The following is a 24,925-nucleotide window of genomic DNA, read 5'->3' as shown; positions in this document are numbered from 1 at the left end:
AAACTGGATCTAGAATTCAAAATATAACTGCCTGTGATAACTCAACTCATTATTCCAACAAAAAAGAACCAGTATTACCCTGTTCTTATGCGCAAGGGTTTTCTTTCGGTATTAACCATCGCTTTGCTGATGTTCAATCTATTTATAGATATATTGATACCTGGTGCCTCATCAAGGGTTTTTGCTAGCAGTATCAATCCTTCCAACATCATTGCCCTAACAAATAGTGAGAGAACAAATCAGGGATTATCGACACTTAAGACGGATGCGAGATTATCTGCGGCAGCACAGGCAAAAGCTCAAGATATGTTATCAAAAGACTATTGGGATCATTTTGGTCCGAATGGTGAAAGCCCCTGGCAGTTTATTTCAGGTGCAGGATACGGATATGTGTTTGCTGGGGAGAACTTAGCTAAGGGGTTTGTGACAGCTGAAGGTGTACATCAAGCATGGATGGCAAGTCCTACACATCGGGCAAACATCATAAATGAGAATTATAAGGATATCGGAGTGGCTACTGTTGAGGGTACATTACAGGGGGAGAGTGTAGTACTGGTTGTACAGATGTTTGGTTCTACAACAGTTTCAGCACCAGCACCAACTCCGGCACCAACACCTGTTGCTCCGGTAGCAGACACAGTACCAGAACTACCTTCACAACCAGATCCTGCCCCTGAGATCGAGACACCACTCCCAGATAGCGAAACAGGCCAGATCAAGAGCATCAGTATAGTTAGACCAACAGATGGAGAGGTTATTACTGATCCATCAATCGATGTAGAAGGTACTGTTGATGGATATGTCGGGTCATTAGGTCAATACACGGTAACTCTCAGGCGTGGCGATGATATTGTGGGAACATCTGAGAGCTCTTCGAGTAGTTGGAGTATCGATAAGGGTTCGGATTGGTCAGAGGGTGAGCAATCGGTTGTAGCGGTATTAGAGGATGTTGAGGGAGGGGATACAGGCATAACAGACGAACTAAAATTTATTATTGATTCGAAAGCTCCAACACTAGTAGGTGGCAGGATCGCGGTAAAGATCGATAATAATCATGCAGAAGTCAGGGTGTATACTGATGACCCCTCTGCAGAAGTCTTTTTAACAGTCGGTAGTGAGACTTACGGTTTCGCAAAAGACAGCGATGGATCATATATGGCCTATCTACCACGATCAGTGGTAGATAATGTCGATCAGGATGGACAAGTTTTGATACTTTCAGATCAGTATGGAAATACAACTGAGTCTGAGGTCTCTGGTGATATGTTACTTGGTGTTGGTTCAGTTCTGCCTGTATCGACTACATCGTTCTTTGATTCGATGATCTCAAACTTGACGACAATGAGTCTGAAAGGCAAAGTAAATCTTGGTGTTGCGATCTTTTTACTTCTCTTGTTATTGGTTCAGGTGTTTTATTACAAGAAGCATAGGATGTCCAACCAGCATGGGAATTATCTTTTAACTATGGCACTTTTTGTATTCTTGGTGATGGTCGGCACATTAGTTGAGTTAAGTGGGGTGATCAACTGATGTTAAGAACTATAAATAACTACAAAAGGGAGATGTTCTATTCTATAATCCTTTTTGTGGTGTTCGAGATGATGGTGATCCCTCAGGTCATCGGACTTGGTTGGCTTTTTATCATCTTTGCTATGATAGGTTTTTCATTACTAGCAACATGGATGGTTTCAAACTACTCGAATTTTGGAGGGAAAGTGATCTCTGAACATAGTGAGGTACTGCTCTGGATAGATCTAAAAAGAAGGTTTTCTGCATATTTCTTTACTCCGACGATCTTCTATATTGCTATATGTTTATATCTCTATAGTTCTGTGAATATGATGCTCAAACAGTTACTTCTACTAGTAGCTTCAATAACTATGTATATCCTGCTTATCAATATTCGATCTTCTTATCGACGAGTGTTCTCTGTGGAGGTCGGTACCCGCATAGCATACCAGTTTGTAGATCTTGTTTTATTTTATGTGGGTGTAAGCGGGTTTGTTCTTATCGGAACAAATAGTCAACAACGAATCGCCGGAACTGTGGTAGTAGGATCGTTCTTATTATTGCATCAGTTGATCTTGAATAAGCAATTGAACAGGAATGGTACATACATATTATTAGCCTCCATAGGAACCCTCCTACTATCTGCTTTATATTTTGTTAATTACAGTGCGATCAGCTATCCGTTGTATATGTCCACGGTTTTCTATACGATAGTATCAGTTTGGGGTATACGGTTATCTGGTGAAAGAAGGTTAGGTGAATTCATACGACCAGTACTCTTTTCACTTATGGCCTTGATGATCTTATTAAGTTTCTAAACCTGGCAGATGCAAGACAAAATCATTTTAAAGTTGGGAGGTTCATTATTGTATGATCTTTCTTTGTCTTTGAATCTTGAATTTCTCAATAAATTTCAGGCATGGTTCAAAGAGGCGAAAAAAGATTATTCTAGAATAGTAATAATTGTAGGTGGGGGAAAACTATCACGACACCTCGTGGGTCAGGTGAGACCATTCATGTCTACAGAGAACTCACAACATCGAGTTGGAATGGCGATCACAAATACGAATGCTGAGATACTCCGTTCTCTACTGGGGGAAGACAGTATCATGGTTCCGAAAACTTTGGGTCAAGCATTAGAGATGGTGGTGGATGATGGCCCGAAATATGTCGTCACAGGCGGATTCAAAGAAGGGTGGAGTACAGATATGGATAGTGTCGTCCTAGCACATATATTGGGTATCAAGAAAGTACATAAGCTATCAAATATCGATCACATATATACTGCTGACCCATCTAAAGACCCTACAGCAACGATCATAAAAGACATCACTTGGGAGGATTATTTCAGAACCTTTGGATTGACTGCAGGTAATATTACTCATAGACCAGGACAGAACATACCAATTGGTGTTTTAGCGGCACGGTTCGCCTCGCAGAAAGGGATCTCGTTCTTTGTTTCAGGAGGAAGCACTATTGATGAACAACCATCTCTTTCGAGCGTTTTAGAATCAGGAACTTTTGTACACCCATAACGACTTAATATTACAGCAGAAGATATCAAAAGCGTATGGTTCAAGAGATATTCAGTATCTCATATTCAACATCACCTTTTGGAAGGCTGATCGTCACCTTATCACCCTTTTTCTTTCCGATCAATGATTGCCCCAATGGTGTTGCATCACTGATCTTATTATCTAGTGGATTTGCCTCTGCTTGACCCACGATCTGGATTTCCAAATCTCCAGAACTGCTTCTTACTGATACAGTATTACCTATTGATACGGTGTGAATACCTGTATCTGTAGCTATAACAGCATTTCCAATAACTCTCTCTAGCTCTGCGATCCGCATCTCATTAGACTCTGTCTCCTCAAGAGCGAGCTCATAGGCTTCATTCTCACTGATATCTCCTTTTTGAATGGAGTCTTCTACGATAGACCTTAATTCTTCTCTTTTGACATTGATACGGTGATCAAGTTCTACCTTCAATTCGTCTAAGCCTTTCTGGGTCATCGTATGTGTTGATTCAGGCATTATCTTTAGTCCATCATGTTATTGTTCTAATCTGTGAAGTTCGTACTTTATTAAACACAGAGGAGTATTCTATACGAAAAACTTTTCCAACTCAACAAGCTAAGTGTACTCTAGAACTGGGGGATTTCGACATATGATGTTATACTGTTCTCTAACAGAAATTATGGTAAAATCTCGCGTCAGAGATGCCGCCATCGTCTAACGGTTAGGACACATGGTTCTCAACCATGCAATCGGGGTTCGATTCCCCGTGGCGGTACCAACCCCACTATTTGTTTTTCAGATCTTCTCCTACGCGTATGGTACCACCATCCAAATTGTTGGATAAGATGTTCAGCGTATTCTGTGAAAAACTTGTATCAGAAAATATCTGGGTATAATATGTTCATGGCGTAACTTATCTCCTCGATCATGGAAGATCACGGTCCAGATAAAAAGACCCTCAAAAAGCAGTTATGGGTGATCACACTTACTGTGGTTTTATCAATGTTGGTGTACTATCTTCCTAAAGAGCTAGTCGCCTCACAACGGGTCGTTTTGGCAACCTTTATTATTGCCGGTATATTCTGGTTGACAGAGGTTGTGCCACTATATGTCACATCATTCATTATCGCCTTTGTACTTATATTCTTTGGTGGGTTAACTCCAAAAGAAGCCTTCAACCCTTTCTTTGATCCGATAATCGTACTTTTCATGGGTGGATTCGTATTATCAACGGCATTCATCAAATATGGGGTCGACGAATTTATTGCACGAAAGAGTCTTCGCCTGTTTGGTAGAGATCCGTATAAGGTAATGTTCGGTTTGATGGTAATAGCAGCGATACTATCTATGTGGATGTCAAATACAGCCGCAGCTGCACTACTACTCCCGATCTCAATATCGATATTGAAAAAAAGCGATATATCAGAGAAGGACCCTTTGTATAAGGCATTTCCATTAGCTATAGCTTATGCTGCAACTACTGGCGGACTTGGTACGATAATTGGAAGCCCACCAAATGCATTAGCTGTGAAATATCTTCAAGATTTCAATGTCAGACAGATCACTTTCAGTGAATGGATGGTTTATATGATCCCTATCACAGTAGTCATTTTACTTGTGATATTTGTTGTTATCAGATCTCTGTATCGTACCAAAGAGAAAGAGCTTCATCCTCACGAGGATAATGCAAAGATCTCCAGATCTGGTAAATTTGTTCTGGTCTTGGCTTTGGTTACTATGATGTTTTGGCTATTTGGCTCATATGTTGGATTATCATCTTATCTTATCGCTACCATTCCAATTATTGTCCTGTTTGGTATTGGGTTCTTAAATACTCAGGATCTGAACAAATTGAATTGGGAAACGCTTTTGCTGTTCGGAGGAGGATTAACTTTAGGCGAAGCAGTGGGAAGTACAGGAGTCAATGAGTATATTGCATCCGGGATCGGTGGTTTTCTCTCGCAATTTCCGGTACTTCCATTTTATATACTGCTCTTGCTTATTGGGATCGCATTTACAGTCGTAGCATCCAATACCGGAGCTGCAGTCGTTATGATCCCTGTGGTCATTCCACTAGCAACTCGTTTAGGTTTAGACCCAACTGTGTTAGTACTTTTGACCACAATAGGTGTTTCATTGGATTTTATACTACCTGTAGGGACACCGCCTTCAGCTATTGCATATTCATCGGGATATATTCGAACATTAGATATGGTGAGAACTGGATTGATCCTGACAATATTTGTGATCACTATCCCTGCACTGATCGCCTTGCTCTGGTGATAATTCTGGATCCTCTCGATAAGTTCCCTTTGTAGATACTTCCTAAGTTAGAGGAATAAGCCTTCGGTGCAGCTATTTCTTCTGTATGATAATGGTAGATATATATCTGTATATATATCTTGTATATGTAATTGCAGCGTTGTATAATCCCTATAGTATGAACAGATGCAAGGTCAATTGGATCTACAACCAACGTACCGAAGCAATCCGGTTGCTACATACAGCAGCCAATCTTTCCAGGGGATTTTACAAGATAAATGGATTCATCGTGATCCCACATACAAAAGAAACCAAATTCAACGGGTTTAGGATCGTTTCCCTTCCTGATCTGAACTATTTGAGGATTCCGGGATTTTGGAGAAAGGTGAAAAATTTTGGGGACTATAATCTACGAACCCTTGAATACCCCATGCGGAAAGATATTGAGCAACTTATGCGAGATCAAATGGTCACGGAGCTAGATTACACTCATCGAGAAAAGAAATGGGGTCAGATCCAGGATGGATTTTTTCGGAAGTTTCAGGAATTGTTCCCCAAGATTCATATTGAACTAGATCAGATAGATATTCATCCCACAACTCATGGTCCTGCAGGATCCTATCAACGGATCTTCAATGGTCATAAGAAGATCAGGATCTTTTATAGGATTGATAATGAGCCATGGTATATTGCAAAAATGATAGCGATGGCTTTGACCCGACCTAAAGTCTACGGTCAGTATGAAGGTGTATGGCATGATTCTCAAACTATCGTGGATTGGATGTTGAATGAAACAGAACTCGCCGATATATTGGATGTCGATTCTGACAAATATATTAAATGGCTATGTAAGAAACCTACCTCATATCAGATCAAACAGAGTATCAATTTTAGAGAACGACTAGGGATAAGGAATAACGGTCGTTTATTTAGGTGTGATCCTGAAGGAAGTATCTTGTACAAAGAGGGTAAATTGGTAGGTCTCTCAGCTAAACAGGCATCCTTGATGAAGTGTCTTATCAGAAGTAGTAACCGTACCGTCAGCTATCTTGATCTGTGGGAAACTGTTAGATGTGATGAAGCTGAGGAATTCAGTTTGCAGTCTGTGAATAAGAATGTAGAAAGACTGCGAAAGAAATTAGAACATAACGGAGCTACTAGTAGTATGATCTATACGGATAGAGGTACCGGATATCTACTGATGAATTAGAAGTGTGTCAAACCCAGGTTGAGAACCGTCAAATTATGTCAAGAATCATTTGGCATCTGACTGCTATATTACACATATCCTACGGGGGTGTGAAAATCTCAACCAGTATGTATAATACAGCGTTACTCAGTTAACGATCATGAGATTTGACATAATCACGATCTTCCCTGAACAGGTAGAGGATCATTTGAAATACGGTGTTAGTAGGATAGCAGAAAGCAAAGGGTTAGTAAGCTATTTTGTGCACGACCTACGTAAATGGACCCGTGATGTCCATAAGAGTGTGGATGATAGACCATACGGTGGTGGTGCAGGAATGGTTATGAGGATCGAACCCATCTATGAGGCATTAAGAGAGTTAAAGAGAGAAGAGAGTAAAGTCGTACTAACTACACCTCGTGGAAAAAGGCTCGATCAGTCATTGATGCGTAAGCTAACCACGAGTGATGATCACTATATTATATTGTGCGGACACTATGAAGGCTTTGATGAGAGAGTCCATAAGCATCTCGTTGATATCGAAGTTTCCATAGGAGATTATATTTTGTCTGGAGGTGAGCTTGCAGCATTGGTGTTAGTTGACGGCATGACGAGACTTGTTCCTGGTGTACTAGGAAACGAACAGTCATCTATAGAAGAATCATTTGAAATGGGGGCTTTGGAGTATCCTCATTACACCAGACCTGAGGAATTTAATGGATGGAAGGTTCCCGGGGTGTTACTTTCAGGAAATCATGCTAGAATTACAGCCTGGAGAAAAGCTCAGTCAGAAAAAACGACCAGAAGTAACAGGATCGATATAATAACAGAAACAAAGCATGCAAAGAAGTCTTAATATTCTATCCGAATAAGGATATAATATCTGTTAAGACTCCAGACTTGGACCGAACACTTAACTTGTCTGATCGGCCGAATGAAGAAAAATAAGTATCAGTTATCTGCCCAAAAAGTCGAGCAACTTGAGAACGAATTAAAAGACCTGCAAACCAAGGGCAGAGAGAAGATAGCAGATAGTTTAGATTGGCTACGAAGTCTCCCAAATGATCAGGATGACGTTACATTTTCAGATGTATTTGAGGATCAAAGATATCTAGAAAAGAGGATTCTTGAGTTAAAGGAGATACTGTCAAGCTACGATATTGTTCATGATAACCCAAACTCTAGTCAAGTTGAGATAGGATCAGTAGTAAGGGTAGGTTTTGGACAATATGAGGAAGAGTATACGATAGTAAATTCCTTGGAAGCCGATCCAATCAATAAGAAGATATCTGATGAATCACCAGTGGGTCGTGCTTTGATCGGAAAACGAGTAGGAGATACAGTCGTTGTATCAACAGGAATAGTAGAAAAGGAGTATCGAGTATTGGAAATAAAATAATCTTTCAACCAGGATAATATGCAGAACGTTAGATTGTTCGAGTATGATAAAAGCATGCTTTCTGAGAGCGAAAGAAGAGTTGTTGATATACTTTTAGAAGCCGGCAATGTTATCCATAAGGTCTGGCAACGCCAAGTAGATCAAGACACAGGACGTTTGACCGTATATCCCGAGGATGCGACCAAGGAAGAGATTTTAGCTGCCGCAGAGAAGGATCCGGCTTTACTCTCTGGGACTACATTGGTTAGACGGGTCAATGGGAAGTTAGAAGCAGTTGATTATATAGATGAGTACGGAGATGATCTCAAAGAGTTCTCTGCTCTACTTACACAAGCTAAGGATGCGAGTGATGATCCTGATCTGAAGATCTATATTGATAAGGTCATTAAGGCTTGTTCGGCAGGAGATTATCAAGCTTCACTTATTGCATTTTTAGAAAACCCTCAAACCAAGATCGAGTTCTCAGCAGGACCTTTTGAAACCTATGAGGATAATCTATTAGGAAGAAAGAAAACATTCCAGTTCAATCTGCGTGTGTTGAATCAAACAGCCACCCAAGATATCCTGAATATGATAGATGTGATGAAGAACATCAGACTCCCTCAGCCAGAAACATCTTTTGGTTCAAAATTAGAGAAAAATCAGATACAAGTACGTATAGATGATGTATTGATGTTTGCAGGTAGGCAATCAACACATTTAGTTTCTAGTGCTAACCTACCAAATGAACCCGAGCTTGTTAAGAAATACGGTACAAAAGTTGTTGTTTTCACAACATCTATGAGTATGAAATTTGATAAGAGACATGTTCCACTGATGAAATTCTTCTGTGACAACTGTGACGAAGAGCATGTGGAGAAACTTCGTGCAGCAATGTTCAATTGGGTTGCATTACATGAGATCGCTGAAGGTACGGTAAAATTCTCTAGTACAGAGAGCCGACTCAAATCGAATTACGATTTCATTCGTGAGTTGAATGCACACGCAGTAGGTTTAGATAGTGCAAAATACCACATACTGAATGGATTTAGTACGCTAGAACAGTATCAAGATCTGTTAATGGCCTTTGCTATATTTGCGACAGATATGTGTAATCATTATCAAGAGAGTGGGGCTCTATTGGATTATGCAAAAGGATTCGCTGTTATGTTCAATATCGGATTCCGATCTGGAGCATTCAAAGTCGAAGATGGGAAGATGGCAATCGACTACACTCAGCTAGCATCAGATCTCGAGGCATTATCACACCTCACATTGAGAATAATGGAACAGGGAGATGAAGACGATGCCAACAAATTACTGAAAGAATACGGAGATTTTGCAGTGTTTGATCGACTCCCGAAACTGAAGTGATCAGGCTACCCCTGAAAAATAAAGGACGTAATGGAATCCATAAAGAAATTGATATCCAGTAAAGATGATCTTATCAAAGACTTCGTCGAAAGACGAAAGTATGTTAGTAGAGAATATCAAGATTTCGGACTTCGTATCGCCTCAAAATTAGAGGATACCGCAAGGTCATCTTTATACATCAAACTCGCAAAAGAGAAACCTCGTGCATTGATAATGCAGGCATTTTCATTTGCTGTAGATTATCCAAATGCAAAAAATAGAGGGAAATTGTTTATGTGGAAATTGAAAGAGCTTGAGAATGAGAGAAAAGAAGCAGGAAAGACAGATGATATAGTCACAAAACAAGACCAATCAGCAAGCAAACCTCGTAAAAAGGGTACACGAAAAAAGAATAAAGGTAATAAAGCTAAAATATCGAACGAAGGGAAGAGCGCTCAGAAAGAACCTGATGCAATATCTAAAAAAAGTAGATCAGTGAAAGTCAAAAGATCTCCAAATGATGATCCTGACAAAGGTGAAAGAACGCAAAAAAACGAAGAAAAGAAACGAAACAGAATAAAGAGAAGGACCTCCCTGAACAAGAAGGATGGTATATTAGAGAGTGAACAGATCAGATTTACATAAATGGAAACAATCTCAAGGATCGCACAATTCTTTAAAGTAGCCTTGATGGAGTTCAAGATGGGCATTTCTTCTGAACTGACCTATCGATGGCAGATCCTTCTGTGGGTGATCTCTGATGCCACACAGCCGTTGATATTCGCAACCCTTTGGAGTGTTGTTGCAAGTACGGGAGATAGGGACTTTACTGCAGATCAGATGGTATCATACTACTTTATGGTTACGATAGTTGGCAGACTGACACAAGATTGGTCTATACAGTTCATATCAAATTCAATAATCAAAGGAGAATTCTCAAAATATCTGGTCAAACCGTTCAGCTATATGTCTGAAATGCTAGGTATGAGTATGGCAATTAGGACCATTCGATTACTTCTTATACTGCCATTTCTTTTGGTCGGTTACTATCTATTTAGAGACCTAATAAGTTATGAGCTCACGCCCAACTCTTTTACCCTATTTCTTTTCGCACTACTGATCGGATATATCATGAATTTCATACTGGGCAATATCTTCGCTTTAGTAGCTTTCTTCAGCAAACAGATATACGGTCTACGAGCTTTATACATAAATTTTGTATCAATACTCTCCGGAGAGTATATCCCGCTCAAAGTGCTAGCTGTTGGAGCCTTTTTCCTGTTTGAGATGCTACCGTTCAGATATGTACTCTCATTTCCCATAGAGATCATATCTGGAGATCTTACTCATGATCAGATAGGTAGAGGCTTCGGTATAGCACTTTTTTGGCTAGTGGCACTATCTTTTATCTACCAATTTACATATAAAATGGCGATTCGCAGATATGAGGCTGAAGGGATATAAAACAACAATGAGAACACTGCTCATCTACTACCCAAAAGTTTGGTTTGCAGTTTTGCGTAAAAGCCTCACCAAGGCCATGACATATCGATTCGAGTTTTTTTCAAAAGTAGTTAGGATGTTTCTGATCGTTGCGATCCAAGTACTTCTGATCAGATCTGTATTTGCTGAAAGTGAATATATCCGAGGATGGACAGTAGATGAGTACTATCTCTTGGTAGGGTTTTACAATATTGTCATTTATCTCGGTTGGGGAATATTCAATGTGAACCTTTGGAGATTAGAAGAGAAAGTGTTGCGGGGGGAATTTGATCTTTTGTTGCTTTATCCTACTGGTTCGGTATTTTCTGCCAGCTTAATGGAGTTCTTTATAGATGATGCGATACCAGCGGTTCCCGGAATTCTTATGGTTGGATACTATGTGATCCGTCATATGAACGAGATTACATGGATAGGGATATTGGGTTCGATCATCTGTCTGCTGTCAGCCTTTATAGTATGGTTCTCCTTGAACATTTCTGTTGCTGCGATGAATTTCATATCAGTGAAGAACGGAATCCTCGAATTCTTAAAGGGTATAAGCAAAGTAGGATCATTTCCGATCGATATATTCTCTCAGAATATAAAGATCCTCATGTTCACAATATTTCCTATCGCATTCATAGCAGTAGTTCCAACACGTCTGCTATCAGGTACATATACATGGGACTTTGTTTGGTTCTCTATCATTGCTGCTGTGACAACACTGTTCATAGCTCTACAGGTATGGAACTTCTCTATCAGATCATATACAAGTGCTGGCGGTTAGATAGCTTACAACTGTTCTCATTTGCATTATAATAGCTAAATAGTTTTATATCATCGACAGGATATCATGAGTAGAGATGAAGCATTACAACTGGTGAAAGAATACACAAAAAATGAAAATCTTGTTAAACACATGCTTGCTGTGGAGTGTGCTATGCGCGCGTATGCACGCAAATATGGCGAAGATGAAGAAAGATGGGCTATAACAGGACTTTTACACGACTTTGATTATGAGAAGATGGGTAATGAACATCCATCAGAATGGGGATATCAGTTACTAAGAAGTAAAGGCATCGGTGAGGATGTGATCCAGGCAATAGTTGGACATGTAGACGGAGGATTGCCACTCTCTCGGCCAACCTTAATGGCCAAGGCTCTTTTTGCAGTTGATGAACTAACAGGATTTATAGTAGCATGTGCATTACCTAGGCCGAGACAGATCTCAGACCTTGAGGTAAAATCGGTCAAGAAGAAGCTTAAAGATAAGGCATTTGCAAAAGGTGTAAAACGAGAAGATATAGAGATCGGTATCTCTGAACTGGGAGTCACACTCGATGAACATATAGAAACTGTCATCAACGCCATGAGAGGGATCAAGAACGAGCTGGGGCTAAAGTAGTTATCCTTTTCGATCATAAATTTTACTAGTACTCAAATGATAGATATTAAGCGAATAATCAATGAAACCGAATATGTCAGAAATGCTCTGCTGAAAAGAATGGATCTAAAAGATCTTGATCTGGAAGGAGTGATAGATCTTTACGACAAGAAGCAAGAAGCACTTAAGAGATTTGAACAGCTAAGAGCTGAACAGAACTCTTATAATGAAAAGATGGCCAGTACAGATAAAGGTAGTGATGAGTTCAAGAAACTCGTGGCTGACCTCAAAGCAAAATCATCGGAGGTGAAAGAGGCCGAAGATCAGGTGAAAACAGCTGATGAGGCACTCACACATGCTGTAGAGATACTTCCGAATATTCCGGATGATGATGTTCTACCGGGAGAAAAAGAGAATAATCAGATAGAAAGAACATTTGGTGAGAAACCGACATTCGACTTTGAGTTGAAGGATCACACCGTACTTGCAGATGAATTAGGGATCTTTGATTTTGAGAGGGCAGCAAAGTTAGGAGGTGCCCAGATGGCAATGTATGTCGGAGATGGAGCCTTGCTCGAGTGGGCACTGTTGCAGTTTTTTATCAGAGAACATGTGAGAGATGGCTATACAATGATACTACCACCACATCTCCTTACTGAACAATCAGCCTATGTAGCAGGTCAACTTCCGAAGTTTAGAGATGATGTATATTGGACAACGGATGGCTCGTGTCTTCTCCCTACTGCCGAAACCGCACTTGCCAACCTATACAGAGATGAGATCTTGGAAGAGGCAGAGCTACCTCGAAAACTATTTGCATACACTCCGTGTTATCGAAAAGAGGCAGGGAGTTATCGTGCAAATGAGAGAGGATTGATCAGAATGCATCAGTTCAATAAAGTAGAAATGTTTCAATATACAACAGAAGAAGGCTCAGATGAGGCATTTATAGAATTAGTGAATAAGGCGGCAAATCTGGTTGAAAAATTGGGGTTACACCACAACGTCATGAAGTTAGCTGCAGGAGACTGTTCTGCAGGTATGGCAAAGACATATGACATCGAGGTTTATTTGCCTGTACTTGACCGATATATCGAAGTTAGCTCGATATCGAATGCTCGGGATTACCAAACCCGTAGGGGAAATATGAGATATCGACCAACAGATGGTGGTAAACCAAAATTGATGCATTCATTGAACGCTTCTGGTCTAGCAACCAGTCGATTGATGGTTGCCATAGTCGAGACATATCAGAACCCAGATGGATCGATCACAATTCCAGAAGTATTGAGAGAATTTATCGGTAAGGATAAGATATCTAGGTGATGAACTATTTCCTTGGCGTTTTCCCAGATAAAGAAACTTGTCTGAAAATAAGCAAGACCTTGGCTGAGGCAGGAAAGGTCTTCGACAATCAAGCTGTTCCTGTCAACTACGTTGACAGGAACAGCTACCACATAACACTTCTTTTCTTTGGACCAAAATTCAATCTAATACAAAGACAGCTCCTAAACCTGAAATTAAGGTATTTTAAACGAAAGTCCTTTAAGATCTCTGTACGACAGGTTAGATTGGGGATATCAAGACAGAATAAGGAGTTGGTATTTATGCCAGTTTTTGATGGAGCGGAAGAATTACGAGAATTAGTATACGACCTATCCAAAAAGCTTGGATATAGGAGAGATAGAAAGTTTATTCCACATATTACACTTGGAAGGGTAAGGAAAGATCTGTCAGAGGAGGAGTACAGAAACCTTTCTCATTCATTAGACGAACTTAACAGCAGTATACTAAAGGAAATTCGATTTGATGTAGATGCATTCCACTTAGTACACTCAGAAAAGGGTAGCTATCGATCGTTAAAGAAATTTTCTATCTGAGACCTAGCTTCACTTATGTTCTTGATGAAGATCGCATCTTTTCTTCGTCTAAACCATGTCCGTTGACGCTTTGCATACTGTCTTGTATGCGTTAGTATGTTCTGCTTGACCTGTATTAACGAGATCTTTCCTTCAAAATATTCCCTAAATTCCTTATATCCGATCACATTGACACCATCTTTGCTACAGATCAGCTCTTTCAAAGTTTCTGCCTCCTCTGGGAGACCATTATTGAACATCTCATCAATTCTTTGCTCTGATCGTCTTCTTAGATCCTCTTTGGTGCGATCGAGGACAAGATACAGGTGATCGAGTGGTTCTTTTTTTGAACCTCTCATACCGGAGCTTTCTATCAGTCGGATCAGTCTTCGGCGATTCATTTTATCTGAAGGATTTAACGCGAGGGTCTTTTTTCCGAGCATCGAATGTAGATCTTCGATAGATCTGTCAGACAGATCTTCAGGATCATTAGTCGTGGCAGGAAGTTGAAATCCCATTGTCACAGCATCGATATATAATCCGGTTCCTCCAACCATTAAGGCAGTTGTTGTGGTGTTGTGTAGTAGAGAGCTAACATCAGCCTGATATCTTGATACATTGTAACCCTCAGTTAGGCTTACATACCCATAGAGATAGTGATCAACTTCAGATACGATCCAATGTCGATCAGATATGATTTTGTCAGCAATAGGTTTATCTGTGCCGATAGAAAGCTCTTTGTAGACCTGTTTGCTGTCGGCGTTGATGATGGGCCATTTGTACTGTTTTGCAAGTTCTAGGGCCATTGAGGACTTCCCAGATGCAGTACAACCCGTTAGCACGATGATAGGGTGTTTTATGCTCTTGTCAGAGCTCATTGATCGTCACGGATCGATCTAAATGCATACAGATGATTCAGTGCTACAGTTATGATCGATGATAAAGCGGTGATGACAACTGTCTGTCCAAGTACTGTTGGAGTGAAAAATCCAAAAGATACCCCGAGTAACACCATCATAACTACTGTATTTAATGTTGAAGCAAAATGATGTCTATTTACATGATCAGGATCAAAAGATTTCTTTTTTATCTCTGATGAGTATTCAAAAATATAGATCGCACAATTAAGCGTTGTGATCATGAATGTGAGGAAAAATCCTGCCTGTAGATAACCACCTTCCATTTCGCCAAACAGCTTCTCGTTTAGATATGAGAGCAGTAGGAATGTCATCATTGAGAAAAGAAGTGATAACATCGGAAAAGCGGTCAGCTTGTATGATCTACTCTTATAATAATTGAATGCTGAGAATGTCACAGATATGATCAGAGATGCACCGATCAGTATTTTGAGTTCATACCAAGTTGTCATATCGAACAGTCTTATTAAGCTGTCTATCATTTCAGTAGGTATCTCCTGATATTATTGATGTAGTAGCCCATCATATTGACTATAATGAGCGCAAATAACGCCACTTCTAGCACAGCCTTGGCTAGTAGGTCTGTATAACCTCCTGTTAGCCATACGAACATTATTGATGTCGCTAATACGACAATTTCCAATTCGAAAGTTCCCTTACGTCTATATGTAAATAGCTTTACAAGATAGATCAATATAAATCCTGTAAGGATCATTACATCTAGATCTACTGGCAGATAGAAGAATTTAAGATAGGTGATCCAAACGCTTAGAGTACCTATCGCAGAAAGGAAGAAGATAACTGTTTCCTCCTGCTCTTTTCTATTTCTAAATCCAATAAATCCGATAGTTGCGATCACACCAGCCAAGATAGCAAATAATGCAGTAGGGTAGTCGGGTTTTATAACGGAAGATGCAAGATCTACTTCGTCGGTCACACTATATTGCAATGGTATAACACCACTATTGAGAAGGATGTCTGCTATCTGAGCTTCAGATCTGTTCTGACCAACTACAGGAGCAAACTCGGGGTTGACACTTCTATTTGTTTGAGCACCTCGGTCAAATTGTGAGGGTACTAAAGTGGGCGATACGAAACCATCTATCTCTATACCGATCCGCTGTCCTGCATATTTGTCCAGTAGATCAAGGAAGTCCCCTTTGTCTGTTGGATTGACTTTATATATACCAAAATATGCAGTACCTCCTGTCGAGGTAGGTAGTTCTTTTATGGCAATATTTCGAAAGGAATATCTTGTGAACTTAGTATCATTATAATTATCAGGTAAATACTGGGCTATCTGGTCATCGGGATTGTTAAAATCAACATCTTCCTTTGGGGTGACTATCCGTATAAAAGATCTAGATCTGATGATCTGACTTATTATGTCGATATCTTTTGATGTATCTACCTGTATATCAAGATATCGCTTCTGTTCTTTATCGCCTGATGTGTCATCCTGCAATCCGGTTGTTTCGACGGGTATGCCTTCATTTGATACTTCAGCTGTAATGTCGTCTGATGGATCTGTATCATTTGCTTCAGTGATCGAAACGCTCTCAACACCGTAATCCAGTAATCGTTTCATTATGATATCTTTGGTGCGTACGATCTTCTGTTCCACTTTATCAGGATCTTCATTTGTCAGATCTAATTCTACTGTGTACCTTCGTGCTTTGTAGCTGTTCTCTTTTAGGTTTAGATCGTATTGAAGTTTGGAGGAGATCTTTTCTGTATATGGCATAGCTATAAGTGCTGATGCGAGCATTATCGTAGTGATAAGTGATAAGCCTAAGATCACGGAATACCGTTTCAGGTCAAAGCTTTTAGGTAATATTCGTTTGATTTTGATATTCATTTCATATGAGATCTTTATCTGATCCGATCAGGAAGATTTTATCCCCCCGGAGTATGTTTAGCAAGAAATCATCTCTTTTCTTATATGAGAACTCTAGATCTTTCTGATGTAGTACTGTCACACGCAATTCTTTTCCGAGCTTCTCCTCTATCTTTTTGATCGCTACAGTAAGTTCATTCACATCGACCTCTCCGAGTATCAGCATATCAATATCGTAATCGTGTTCATAGGAGTTCTTCAGGTAATTCTCTGTGATCAACGCCATCTGGATATTTGAGACTTTCGAAATTGCTGTATGTATCTCGACTATGTCATCTCGGTCTTGATACATAAGTCTTGTTAGATCCACAAGGTATCTGCAACTTTCATCTAATTTATAGAAGAGTTTATTACCTTTCCTTTTTGAGATCAGGATACCCGCAGATTCGAGGTTCTGAAGCTCTCTTCGAACTGCATTTATCTCCTCTTCAAGTATCCGAACCAAGCCCCTTACATGGTACTCCTGTTGGGGATCCATTAGGAATTGATTGAGCATCTTGATCCTCACCTTTGAGATGAAGAGTTTACTTAGCATGTATCAAGTGGATAATATTATTGCTCTATTATAGCAAAGGAACTGTCATCTGTGGAAATGATCTCTACCCAAATCAGTCCACGATTGATAAGAAGCTCTCTACCATCACGATTATAGTATCTAGTTCTACTTGTTCTTGATTTCTTTTCCCACTTACCTTCGATCACTTTCCCATCTTGGATGATCAGAGCATCACCTTCTCCGGTTGTCCTGGTTATCACATGTGCTTTCTCGTCACCAGAAGGAATTATTGAGGTCTCTTGGATAATGACAGTCTTTGCGCGTAACTGATCGCCACTTTCGAGGTCAATATCTGGCACACCTCCGATACTTCTGAGAAGACTATTGGTGTTTTTCTGATACTGCCAGGAAACATCATACATACCACCATTAGTAAGCCGAGTATGGAATTTGATGTCCACGCGGTCGAGATCTCCTCTTTCTTCTGATGTTGCGTCGTTCTTGAATTTCCATGGTGCAAAGTCGGATATCATTCCAGTCCAGCCATTCTTCTCGCCAATGTCTAATGCGTAGGCAATAGATGAGTATTCATCGTGGGGAGCAAATCTTGTACTATCTCTCCATGCACCCTGTGTTGATATCGAATGTATATCATAGTTCCAAATATTACCACCTGCGTTGATACGGGGATCTGTACTTGATGCATACCCATCGTGGATATAGATAGCATCATATTCGCTTAGCCACTCTAGGTAGGGTTGTCTTGCACTTCTGATCGAACCTACCTTAGTTACTGCATTTTGCCAAAACACTGCCATATGACGGGTAATTCCTGATTCTACGAGGGTTTCATAGATGATATCGGCTTTCTGTAGATTTGAGCTGGGTCTTGCGGCATAGTGGTTATTGATCATCACTGCGACTGGTCTTCTATCAGAGTATTCGTCGAACTCAGAAGCCGTTAGTAGATTGCCATTGATAGGGTTCTCTTTGATCCTGGGCTCTGAAGGTTCGATCAGTCCGTAGCTAGTAAGTGGGTGTCGTTCTAGGGTCACTGGTAGGATGAAATCTTCAGTGAATTTTGATAGTGCAGTTGATGATGGAGGATTAAACGAGATAACTGTGTAGAGTAGCCATCCAAATACAGACAGAGTAGTAATTGTCATAAGCAATATCACACCGACTGTACGGTTAAAGAATCGAGATTTAATAATTTGGAATATTGTGGGAGGAGCTTTTTTTCTTTTTGGGGATTCTCCTTCGATAGATATTTGCACCTCCTTATCTTCTTTAGGTGTTTCTTGGATGTCACTTACTGTGATGTTCTTTTCTTTCATTCTAATTGGGCATTTTATATATACAATAGTAGCACATTAGAAATTGCCATGAAAGTTGCCTTGTTGCTATGAGGAGAGCATATCGTATAATAAGGTAATTACTAAATTGACATACCCAAAAGGATGTTTAAAAAACTCGCCGTACTTGCAGTAATTCTGCTCTCAGGAGCTTTACTGATAGGACTGTTCAGAAAAGATGACGATAAAGTTGAAGAAGAAAATTTCGAGAACGTAACTATCGTTGGAGAGGAAGATGATAAGGTCGATGATACAGGAGATAAGGTAGATGAAAATGATGACCCAGTATTAGATGAGCCTGATGATGAGGGGAGTGATGCAGATAATACTGTAGTTGATATGCCTGATGAAGATACCGTTACAACAGACCCTGTTGAGGAGGAACAGATTGTGACAGATGCAGGAGAATTGACTATAGGTACAGCAAGTTCAGCTGATGGTGCATCAGTAGTGGGTTATTCGTACGAAGTTGCTGGAGGAAAATTCATGTTTGAATGGAAGGTAAGAGCTTCTGAAGATAAGCCTTACCCTATGATCAAAGTTTATCAGCTGGAAGACGGAACTCTTATGGCTGAGTATGGAGATCTTGTCAAAGACTATGTAGCAAAAGAAGAAACAGTGACCGATCTGGGTAATCAATTACCTGAGCTAACATGGATGCCTACCGATAGCGGAAGTAGTTATAAATTTGCGTTTACATCAGAAAAGAGTTTCGAATTGAAAACAGATGATCGAGGAGAGGATGGCTTGTGGATAATTCTTGAAGTTACGTTGTGATAATTATTGGCTCTCATTACTATTAACATATTTCTTGAAAAGGGCACACAGCCCTTTTCCTGTTACTATTTTCGTTCTCATAATGTACAATATCCTTATCGGGGAGTAGTTCAGATGGCTAGAGCGCTTGCATGGGGTGCAAGAGGTCGCAGGTTCAAGTCCTGTCTCCCCGACAGAGTAAATGACCACCGTTAGGTGGTCGTTTACTTTGTATGGATGGTGTATTTGGACTTGAACCTGCTGCAGGGACCTATGATGCAGTAGAATTATTCTGCATCATACATCGAGGCATATTTGCCGAGATGGTCCTGTCTCCCCGACCAGACGATAGACGGTCCGTAAGGGCTGCTAAGGAGATCGTGCGCAGATAATGATCTGCATAGCAGGCCCGGATCAAGCGGCTAACTAAAGTTCATATAGCATCGCTAAAGTATTTATAGATCAATATAATTAACAAATTAACCTAAACATCATCAGTTTGAAAGTAACTTATACTCAACAACAAGATTTTGAAGAGTGGTTAAAGAATAAGATCCGAACTTACAACAATGTTAACTCTAAATATCATCATGAATACAGAAGAGATGGATCGATCCAGTACATAAATATTAAAGAGCATTCAGAACGAGAACTGATCGCTGGTCTACATGCACAGATCTATTGGAAATGTATGAAGATCGAGAACCTATACGTTGAAGATCGCCACAGAAGATCTGGTATAGGAAGTAAATTATTGGACTGTGCAATAAAAATTGCACGATCGAAAAACTGCTCGTATATTTTCCTAGAAACATACAGTTTCCAAGCTTTAGAATTTTACATGAATTTCGGGTTCTATATCATCGGTGAGATCGCTGATTACCCACCAGGTGAGTCGTTCTATACTATGAGGTTGGATCTTGTTGATCATACTTAAGTCTTTGTGAAAGTTTATTCTTTGAAGTAAACTCTATTTCTTAACTGAGACACAAATTGTATTTGATAATGAACTGCATCCTGATAAAGAATTGTTGACACGAATTACCACTATACACAAGGCATCTGTACATTTACTCCGGAACACTTTTCAGTATGAATATCCTTCATTTGAATGAAGAGCCGAAACCCCGACCGTAAGGTCGCGGGAGCGACTTAGACGCCATAGCAATCTTATTTGCTATAGGTAACGTACCCATCAATAATTTCGTATGTTTAAGAACATGTTCTCTCATTCTAGGATCCTCCTGACCTATGAAATAAAGTTTTCTATAAAAAGCATATACCTCTGATGGCGTAGCTAGCTCGAGGAAAGCCGAAAGCCTTAACAGGTCTTGGGTTTGTTGGGAATATGTCCAAAATATTCTTTCTATTAGCTCATCGAGAATTTGGTTTCGATCAGAACGTTCTACTTTTCCCAATATTTTCCGTAAGAGTGTCTTATCCGTCATTGTAAAAAGTTTGTTTCCTCGGGGAAAAAGTGATTTTCGTAGCAGTAACAAGTAGACATGAGATGGAGTGTTTGGATACTCATGGTTATTGTCGATAATCGTCCTTAGAACGTTGAGTGAGAACTCTGCATCAGAACGGATCGCGTTTATTACAGGGATTTTCTGGTCAGGAGGGTTTTGGTATAGCTCTTGTTCCATGTTAAGGTTGTGGGCTAAAACTATGGCGGTTGGGTAATCTACACATTGTAATGATTTCAACAACGTAAGTCTCAGCTCTGGTTCTATGTACTCTACAAGAAATCTTGAGACGGTGTCTGCGTATATGTATGGATTGATACCTGCTGTAGGTTCACCATGGTTCAACTTTTCTGCAAGAACCTGACAAAATGAATCAAGCTCCCCAGCATTTGATCTTTTCAATAGATGCTCCAGATGTTTCGACAGGTTTTTTACAAAAATTGGGATAGATCGATCTGGGTTTTGGGCGGGAATACCATAATATATGTCGAAATCATATCCATTTGTCCAAAACCAGAAAATTAATTGGAAAACTTGCACGAGCGAGAGTTTATCAAGATCTATTCCTACAGTTGAAAGCTCTTCCCACTGAAAATGTGAGATTAATCTGGTAGTAATTTCAGTAGGCAGATAATGTGTTGCTGGTATTCTCCTAGATTCTTGGCATTCTTCCTCAGAGTCTGAAGAGACTAACACCTGTTGAGTATCTTGCCGTTTAGTAAGCAATCCGACTGCTACACTAGGGGGTATCTTTAGACTAGACGCATATTTTTCTAAGATTTCTTTAGCAAAAGGTATTTGACATATTTTTAAAACAGGTAATCTAACTAGAAGTATCCATCCCTCTACCAAGGTCTTTTGAACATCAACAGGATAATTTGTGTCTGGTTCTGTTAAAAGTAAATGAAATATGTGTTCTAGTATCTTTTTTGAGACTGTTGGATTCTTTTTAGCGAAAACAAGGATATCAAAATTTGCTCCTCTCCGACGTATGAGCATATCAAAAGCAATCATCACATCATTACCAGCCATGTAATTGTGTAGTAGTAAGGATACTATATTGTCTACTTGTTTTCTGGTTAGACTTTGGGTCCTTATATGATGGAGTAGGTAATCGATAACATAATCAAAAATATCCTGGTTTCTTGAAAAAATAGTTATTTCTTTAGCTTCGAATGCTTCAGGTGGGATCTTTTCAAATTCGAGTTTTGAGTTGAGGAAGGTATCAACGACTAGACCCCAATTGGGATCGATCACATATGATCGATCCAAGAAACATCTAAGGTTTTTCTCAAATAGTTCCCGATCATCGTCCAGAATCTGATAGAAAGCAGCCTGTATTTCCCAGAATGATCTTCTAATGGATGCTTCTGATAAAGCAGGGTCTGTTGAGAGATATCTCGCAACATCATTTGCAAATCCAGGGACCATGTCAGTGTCACGTAGTTTCAAAGCTAAAAGATCTTGAATGAGACCTCTGGCATGGTTCTGCGGTACTTCATCCAAATCAGGATTCAATTCTTCATCAGTCTCAGCTGTTCTGGTATATGTTGGCCTATATGCTTGATTTTCCATAGCAGCAAGATAAGACTCTTCATCAGATTCTTCTATTATCAGTAACAGCACGAGAAGCATGGCAGGTGAGAATGCCTGTATCTGCTCATATGTTATCGTATGTGATATACCATCTAATGCTTCGTGTGAATTAGGGTAAATATGCCATTGAGAATCTTGAGACCCAGTTAAAGCCGCAGATCCAAATACCTCAATTAACCGACCGAGAACCCTGTCGGAAATAGATACACCATATTCACCTGGAACGAATTGCTCAGTGTTCATAACTTAATATCATTAATTCGATCAGAATTGTACACTATAGGTTATCATCGAGAAAGGTATTGCACCCCTGTATGTTACTTTAATCATAGATATTCGTTTATTATCCTATCTAAATTTTTACTATTCGCATATGCGAAAATTTATTTCATTTCTCTCCCTTGTAGCAGTGGTGCTTTCTACGGTATCACCTCTGTATGCTGGAGATTCGTCCGAAGGAGTCAGAGTTTCCGTGATCAATGATACCCCACCAGCTACAGACTACATGGTGGACTCTCATGCTGAAGTTGTACAGGATCAGTATGGAAATCTACATGCGGTCTGGAAGGATTCCAGAGATTTTGAGAATCCAAGTAAGTTGTATTACAGCACTAGGAAAGCTGGAAGTACAGAGTGGGGTCAGAATGTTCTTCTTTCAACAGATGAGAACTATAGTCAGTACCCATCTTTACATATATGTAAGGATACCCTTGTAGTTGCATCAAGTATGTATTCAACTGTACACAACAGTTTTTTTGCTTATCTGTCGGAATCAAAGGATCTCGGAAAGACATGGAGCATAACGAGATTAAACCTGCCAGCTACTAAGGTTACAGGTGGTGAGGAAATTCAATTAGAGGATATGCTTCTCGCAGGACCTCCTCGTTTCAGAAATACTGCAGTTTCTTCTACTGATTCTTGCACATTTTTTGCAGCTTTTTCCTTGTATGAAGGTAATACAGGGAATTTTAGGATCTATGAAACTCGTTTCGATCCTCTGACAGGTGAATGGAAAGACTTGAAGAGAGTGTCAAAGGAAACATCACCTTTCATAGATGAGATCTCTGTAGATGTTGAGTACTCGAAGAAAACCGGAATTGTTACGACATGGACAACGCTTGATTCTGGAAATACTGAGAGGATAACAGATGTCTATTCGAAGAGTGGTCGAGTGATAAACAAGATCTATTCTGGTTTTCATGGTGATTATTCTGTTGATGTTGATCAGATATTCCTTCCAAATGGAGATAGACTATATGGTTGGGCAACTGTCGATGCTGCAAATTCTTCTTCTGAAATACAACTACTTAGGATCGATCCTTATGGGACACAAAATCTTACAGTGATCGAAGGTGGACCTGATAACTATCAAGGTGCAGTAGAACTCTATGTACGTGAGTCAGGGGTTATTGAAGCCTACTGGCAAACTTACCTGAATTCAGTTGGTAAGTTGGTCAGAGCTCGTTCCACTGATGGGATCAATTGGGTTTCCCCTGAGTTAGTATATAACACCAATAGTAGAGATACCAAATTAGGTTTGGATCTAGTTAAGACCGACTTTGGTGTTGGTATGTCAATATACTCAGCTGGACAGGTTCTTTTTGTAGAGATTGACGACTAATTGTTACCGAAAGCTGAAATAACCCCCTCTAAACAGAGAATATCTGAAGAGGGGGTTTCAGTTTTAAATGTCGAAGATAGACCACCTAAAGATCTGGTCACTGCTTTGAAAGATATTTGTTATCTTGGGTGATCGATCGGGTCAACAGTTTGATAGTATCACACATCTTTTACCAATCTCGTACACTATCTACTTCATAGAAATACCCGGACCTCTGTTCGGATGTACTGAGTCTGAAGATCTCTAAGGCAGGTTCTTCTGGATCTCTGAGGGCATTCTCACCACCCATGTCCGTTTTAACCCATCCCGGAGCAAAGCTATATACTCTGATCCCTTTCTCCTCCAGCCTCTGACTCAATGTCAAAGTATACATATTCAAAGCTGTTTTTGAGATCCTGTAAGAGTATGCTCTATTAGTCATCCTTTGAGATAATGAGGCTAATTCTGACGAGATATTGATGATCGAGCCTCCTGTACGAAGCATAGGGATCGATCCTTCTGTTAATGATATTGTACCGTATAAATTCACTTCAACAGTATCCCGCAATCTTTTCATGTCGATTTTCCCATCTTGCTGATCTATCATTATTGCAGCATTGTTTATTAGATGATCGATCTGTTTTCCTTCATCTAATAGTTTTTTAGTTAGAGAATCTATTGAATCTTGAGACGACAGATCAAGCTCATATGCTTTAAAATGATCATGAGAGATAGGGGATCTACCACTTGTTGATGTCCCCAGAACTGTATACCCCTTCTGTAAAAATGTGTTTGCTGTGGCAAGTCCAATTCCTCGACTTGTACCTGTGATCAGTACTATGCGATTGTTATTTTGCGGTTCGTTCATACAGTTGTATTAAGAATAATTTAATCCCTGATCCCAA

25 protein-coding genes and 2 tRNA genes are annotated in these 24,925 nt (G+C 39.8%); 19 read left to right on the top strand and 8 right to left on the bottom strand.

Going from position 1 to position 24,925, the window contains the following annotated elements:
- Positions 1-129 precede the first annotated feature (129 nt).
- The 3 genes from H6763_02655 to H6763_02645 are packed head-to-tail and all read left to right on the top strand — an operon-like array spanning position 130 to position 3,044.
- Entirely contained in the window at positions 130-1,530 is a 1,401-nt protein-coding gene (locus H6763_02655; GenBank protein ID MCB9803706.1) for a hypothetical protein, read from the top strand.
- Positions 1,530-2,327, top strand: a complete 798-nt coding sequence (locus H6763_02650; protein MCB9803705.1) for a hypothetical protein — start codon at positions 1,530-1,532, stop codon at positions 2,325-2,327. The genes H6763_02655 and H6763_02650 overlap by 1 nt, the downstream gene beginning before the upstream one ends.
- Before the next feature lie 9 nt (positions 2,328-2,336).
- Positions 2,337-3,044: a hypothetical protein gene (locus H6763_02645; protein ID MCB9803704.1), complete on the top strand. Its 708-nt coding sequence runs from the start codon at positions 2,337-2,339 to the stop codon at positions 3,042-3,044.
- 40 nt (positions 3,045-3,084) lie between these two features.
- On the opposite strand, the gene H6763_02640 is transcribed toward H6763_02645, so the two are convergent.
- Entirely contained in the window at positions 3,085-3,546 is a 462-nt protein-coding gene (locus H6763_02640) for a GreA/GreB family elongation factor (protein ID MCB9803703.1), read from the bottom strand.
- 187 nt (positions 3,547-3,733) lie between these two features.
- Between H6763_02640 and H6763_02635 the strand changes: the two genes are divergently transcribed.
- The 12 genes from H6763_02635 (at position 3,734) to H6763_02580 (ending at position 13,958) form a co-directional block, all read left to right on the top strand.
- Positions 3,734-3,808, top strand: a tRNA-Glu gene (locus H6763_02635).
- Positions 3,809-3,957: 149 nt separating this feature from the next.
- Positions 3,958-5,313: an SLC13/DASS family transporter gene (locus H6763_02630; protein MCB9803702.1), complete on the top strand. Its 1,356-nt coding sequence runs from the start codon at positions 3,958-3,960 to the stop codon at positions 5,311-5,313.
- 157 nt (positions 5,314-5,470) lie between these two features.
- Positions 5,471-6,502 (top strand): winged helix-turn-helix domain-containing protein, encoded by a 1,032-nt coding sequence (locus H6763_02625; protein ID MCB9803701.1) that lies wholly within the window; start codon positions 5,471-5,473, stop codon positions 6,500-6,502.
- A gap of 139 nt (positions 6,503-6,641) precedes the next feature.
- Entirely contained in the window at positions 6,642-7,337 is a 696-nt protein-coding gene (gene trmD / locus H6763_02620) for a tRNA (guanosine(37)-N1)-methyltransferase TrmD (protein MCB9803700.1), read from the top strand.
- 78 nt (positions 7,338-7,415) lie between these two features.
- The gene (locus H6763_02615; GenBank protein MCB9803699.1) at positions 7,416-7,880 is read left to right on the top strand and encodes a GreA/GreB family elongation factor; all 465 of its coding nucleotides are present in this window, start codon (positions 7,416-7,418) and stop codon (positions 7,878-7,880) included.
- A gap of 18 nt (positions 7,881-7,898) precedes the next feature.
- Entirely contained in the window at positions 7,899-9,233 is a 1,335-nt protein-coding gene (locus H6763_02610) for a hypothetical protein (protein MCB9803698.1), read from the top strand.
- Positions 9,234-9,263: 30 nt separating this feature from the next.
- A complete protein-coding gene (locus tag H6763_02605; GenBank protein ID MCB9803697.1) occupies positions 9,264-9,857 on the top strand; it encodes a hypothetical protein in 594 nt (197 codons plus the stop codon).
- Positions 9,858-10,676, top strand: a complete 819-nt coding sequence (locus tag H6763_02600; protein MCB9803696.1) for an ABC-2 family transporter protein — start codon at positions 9,858-9,860, stop codon at positions 10,674-10,676.
- Positions 10,657-11,481 (top strand): ABC-2 family transporter protein, encoded by an 825-nt coding sequence (locus H6763_02595; protein ID MCB9803695.1) that lies wholly within the window; start codon positions 10,657-10,659, stop codon positions 11,479-11,481. The genes H6763_02600 and H6763_02595 overlap by 20 nt, the downstream gene beginning before the upstream one ends.
- A 66-nt stretch (positions 11,482-11,547) precedes the next feature.
- Positions 11,548-12,099 (top strand): HDIG domain-containing protein, encoded by a 552-nt coding sequence (locus tag H6763_02590; protein MCB9803694.1) that lies wholly within the window; start codon positions 11,548-11,550, stop codon positions 12,097-12,099.
- A 36-nt stretch (positions 12,100-12,135) separates the two neighbouring features.
- A complete protein-coding gene (serS, locus tag H6763_02585; GenBank protein ID MCB9803693.1) occupies positions 12,136-13,404 on the top strand; it encodes a serine--tRNA ligase in 1,269 nt (422 codons plus the stop codon).
- Positions 13,404-13,958: a 2'-5' RNA ligase family protein gene (locus tag H6763_02580; protein ID MCB9803692.1), complete on the top strand. Its 555-nt coding sequence runs from the start codon at positions 13,404-13,406 to the stop codon at positions 13,956-13,958. Before serS ends, H6763_02580 begins: the two co-directional genes overlap by 1 nt.
- Here H6763_02580 and miaA read toward each other — a convergent pair.
- From miaA to H6763_02555, 5 genes are read right to left on the bottom strand one after another with little or no spacing between them, the layout of a single operon-like run.
- Positions 13,928-14,815, bottom strand: a complete 888-nt coding sequence (gene miaA / locus H6763_02575) for a tRNA (adenosine(37)-N6)-dimethylallyltransferase MiaA (GenBank protein MCB9803691.1) — start codon at positions 14,813-14,815, stop codon at positions 13,928-13,930. The genes H6763_02580 and miaA overlap by 31 nt on opposite strands.
- Positions 14,812-15,336, bottom strand: a complete 525-nt coding sequence (locus tag H6763_02570) for a hypothetical protein (protein MCB9803690.1) — start codon at positions 15,334-15,336, stop codon at positions 14,812-14,814. The genes miaA and H6763_02570 overlap by 4 nt, the downstream gene beginning before the upstream one ends.
- Positions 15,333-16,712: a hypothetical protein gene (locus H6763_02565; GenBank protein MCB9803689.1), complete on the bottom strand. Its 1,380-nt coding sequence runs from the start codon at positions 16,710-16,712 to the stop codon at positions 15,333-15,335. The genes H6763_02570 and H6763_02565 overlap by 4 nt, the downstream gene beginning before the upstream one ends.
- 1 nt (position 16,713) lies before the next feature.
- The gene (locus tag H6763_02560) at positions 16,714-17,286 is read right to left on the bottom strand and encodes a hypothetical protein (GenBank protein MCB9803688.1); all 573 of its coding nucleotides are present in this window, start codon (positions 17,284-17,286) and stop codon (positions 16,714-16,716) included.
- Between the two features lie 17 nt (positions 17,287-17,303).
- Positions 17,304-18,584 carry a DUF3048 domain-containing protein gene (locus tag H6763_02555; GenBank protein ID MCB9803687.1) on the bottom strand — a complete coding sequence of 427 codons (1,281 nt, stop codon included), beginning with the start codon at positions 18,582-18,584 and terminating at the stop codon, positions 17,304-17,306.
- Between the two features lie 123 nt (positions 18,585-18,707).
- Here H6763_02555 and H6763_02550 point away from each other — a divergent pair, with 123 nt between their 5' ends.
- From H6763_02550 to H6763_02540, 3 genes are all read left to right on the top strand, one after another.
- Positions 18,708-19,379, top strand: coding sequence for a hypothetical protein (locus H6763_02550; GenBank protein ID MCB9803686.1), 672 nt, complete (start codon positions 18,708-18,710; stop codon positions 19,377-19,379).
- A 99-nt stretch (positions 19,380-19,478) separates the two neighbouring features.
- Positions 19,479-19,552, top strand: a tRNA-Pro gene (locus tag H6763_02545).
- 305 nt (positions 19,553-19,857) lie between these two features.
- A complete protein-coding gene (locus H6763_02540) occupies positions 19,858-20,295 on the top strand; it encodes a GNAT family N-acetyltransferase (GenBank protein ID MCB9803685.1) in 438 nt (145 codons plus the stop codon).
- Positions 20,296-20,461: 166 nt separating this feature from the next.
- On the opposite strand, the gene H6763_02535 is transcribed toward H6763_02540, so the two are convergent.
- Complete coding sequence (locus tag H6763_02535; GenBank protein MCB9803684.1) at positions 20,462-22,663, bottom strand: hypothetical protein; 2,202 nt, start codon at positions 22,661-22,663, stop codon at positions 20,462-20,464.
- A gap of 130 nt (positions 22,664-22,793) precedes the next feature.
- On the opposite strand from H6763_02535, the gene H6763_02530 reads away from it, so the two are divergent.
- Positions 22,794-24,041 (top strand): exo-alpha-sialidase, encoded by a 1,248-nt coding sequence (locus H6763_02530; protein MCB9803683.1) that lies wholly within the window; start codon positions 22,794-22,796, stop codon positions 24,039-24,041.
- Between the two features lie 169 nt (positions 24,042-24,210).
- Here H6763_02530 and H6763_02525 read toward each other — a convergent pair whose 3' ends face one another.
- Positions 24,211-24,888: an SDR family NAD(P)-dependent oxidoreductase gene (locus tag H6763_02525; protein MCB9803682.1), complete on the bottom strand. Its 678-nt coding sequence runs from the start codon at positions 24,886-24,888 to the stop codon at positions 24,211-24,213.
- Between the last annotated feature and the right edge of the window lie 37 nt (positions 24,889-24,925).

Source organism: Candidatus Nomurabacteria bacterium, from assembly GCA_020632395.1.
Lineage (GTDB): Bacteria > Patescibacteriota > Dojkabacteria > SC72 > JAHDCA01 > JACKFQ01.
Note: the sequence above shows the minus strand (reverse complement) of the source record. Positions and strands in the feature narration are given on the sequence as shown.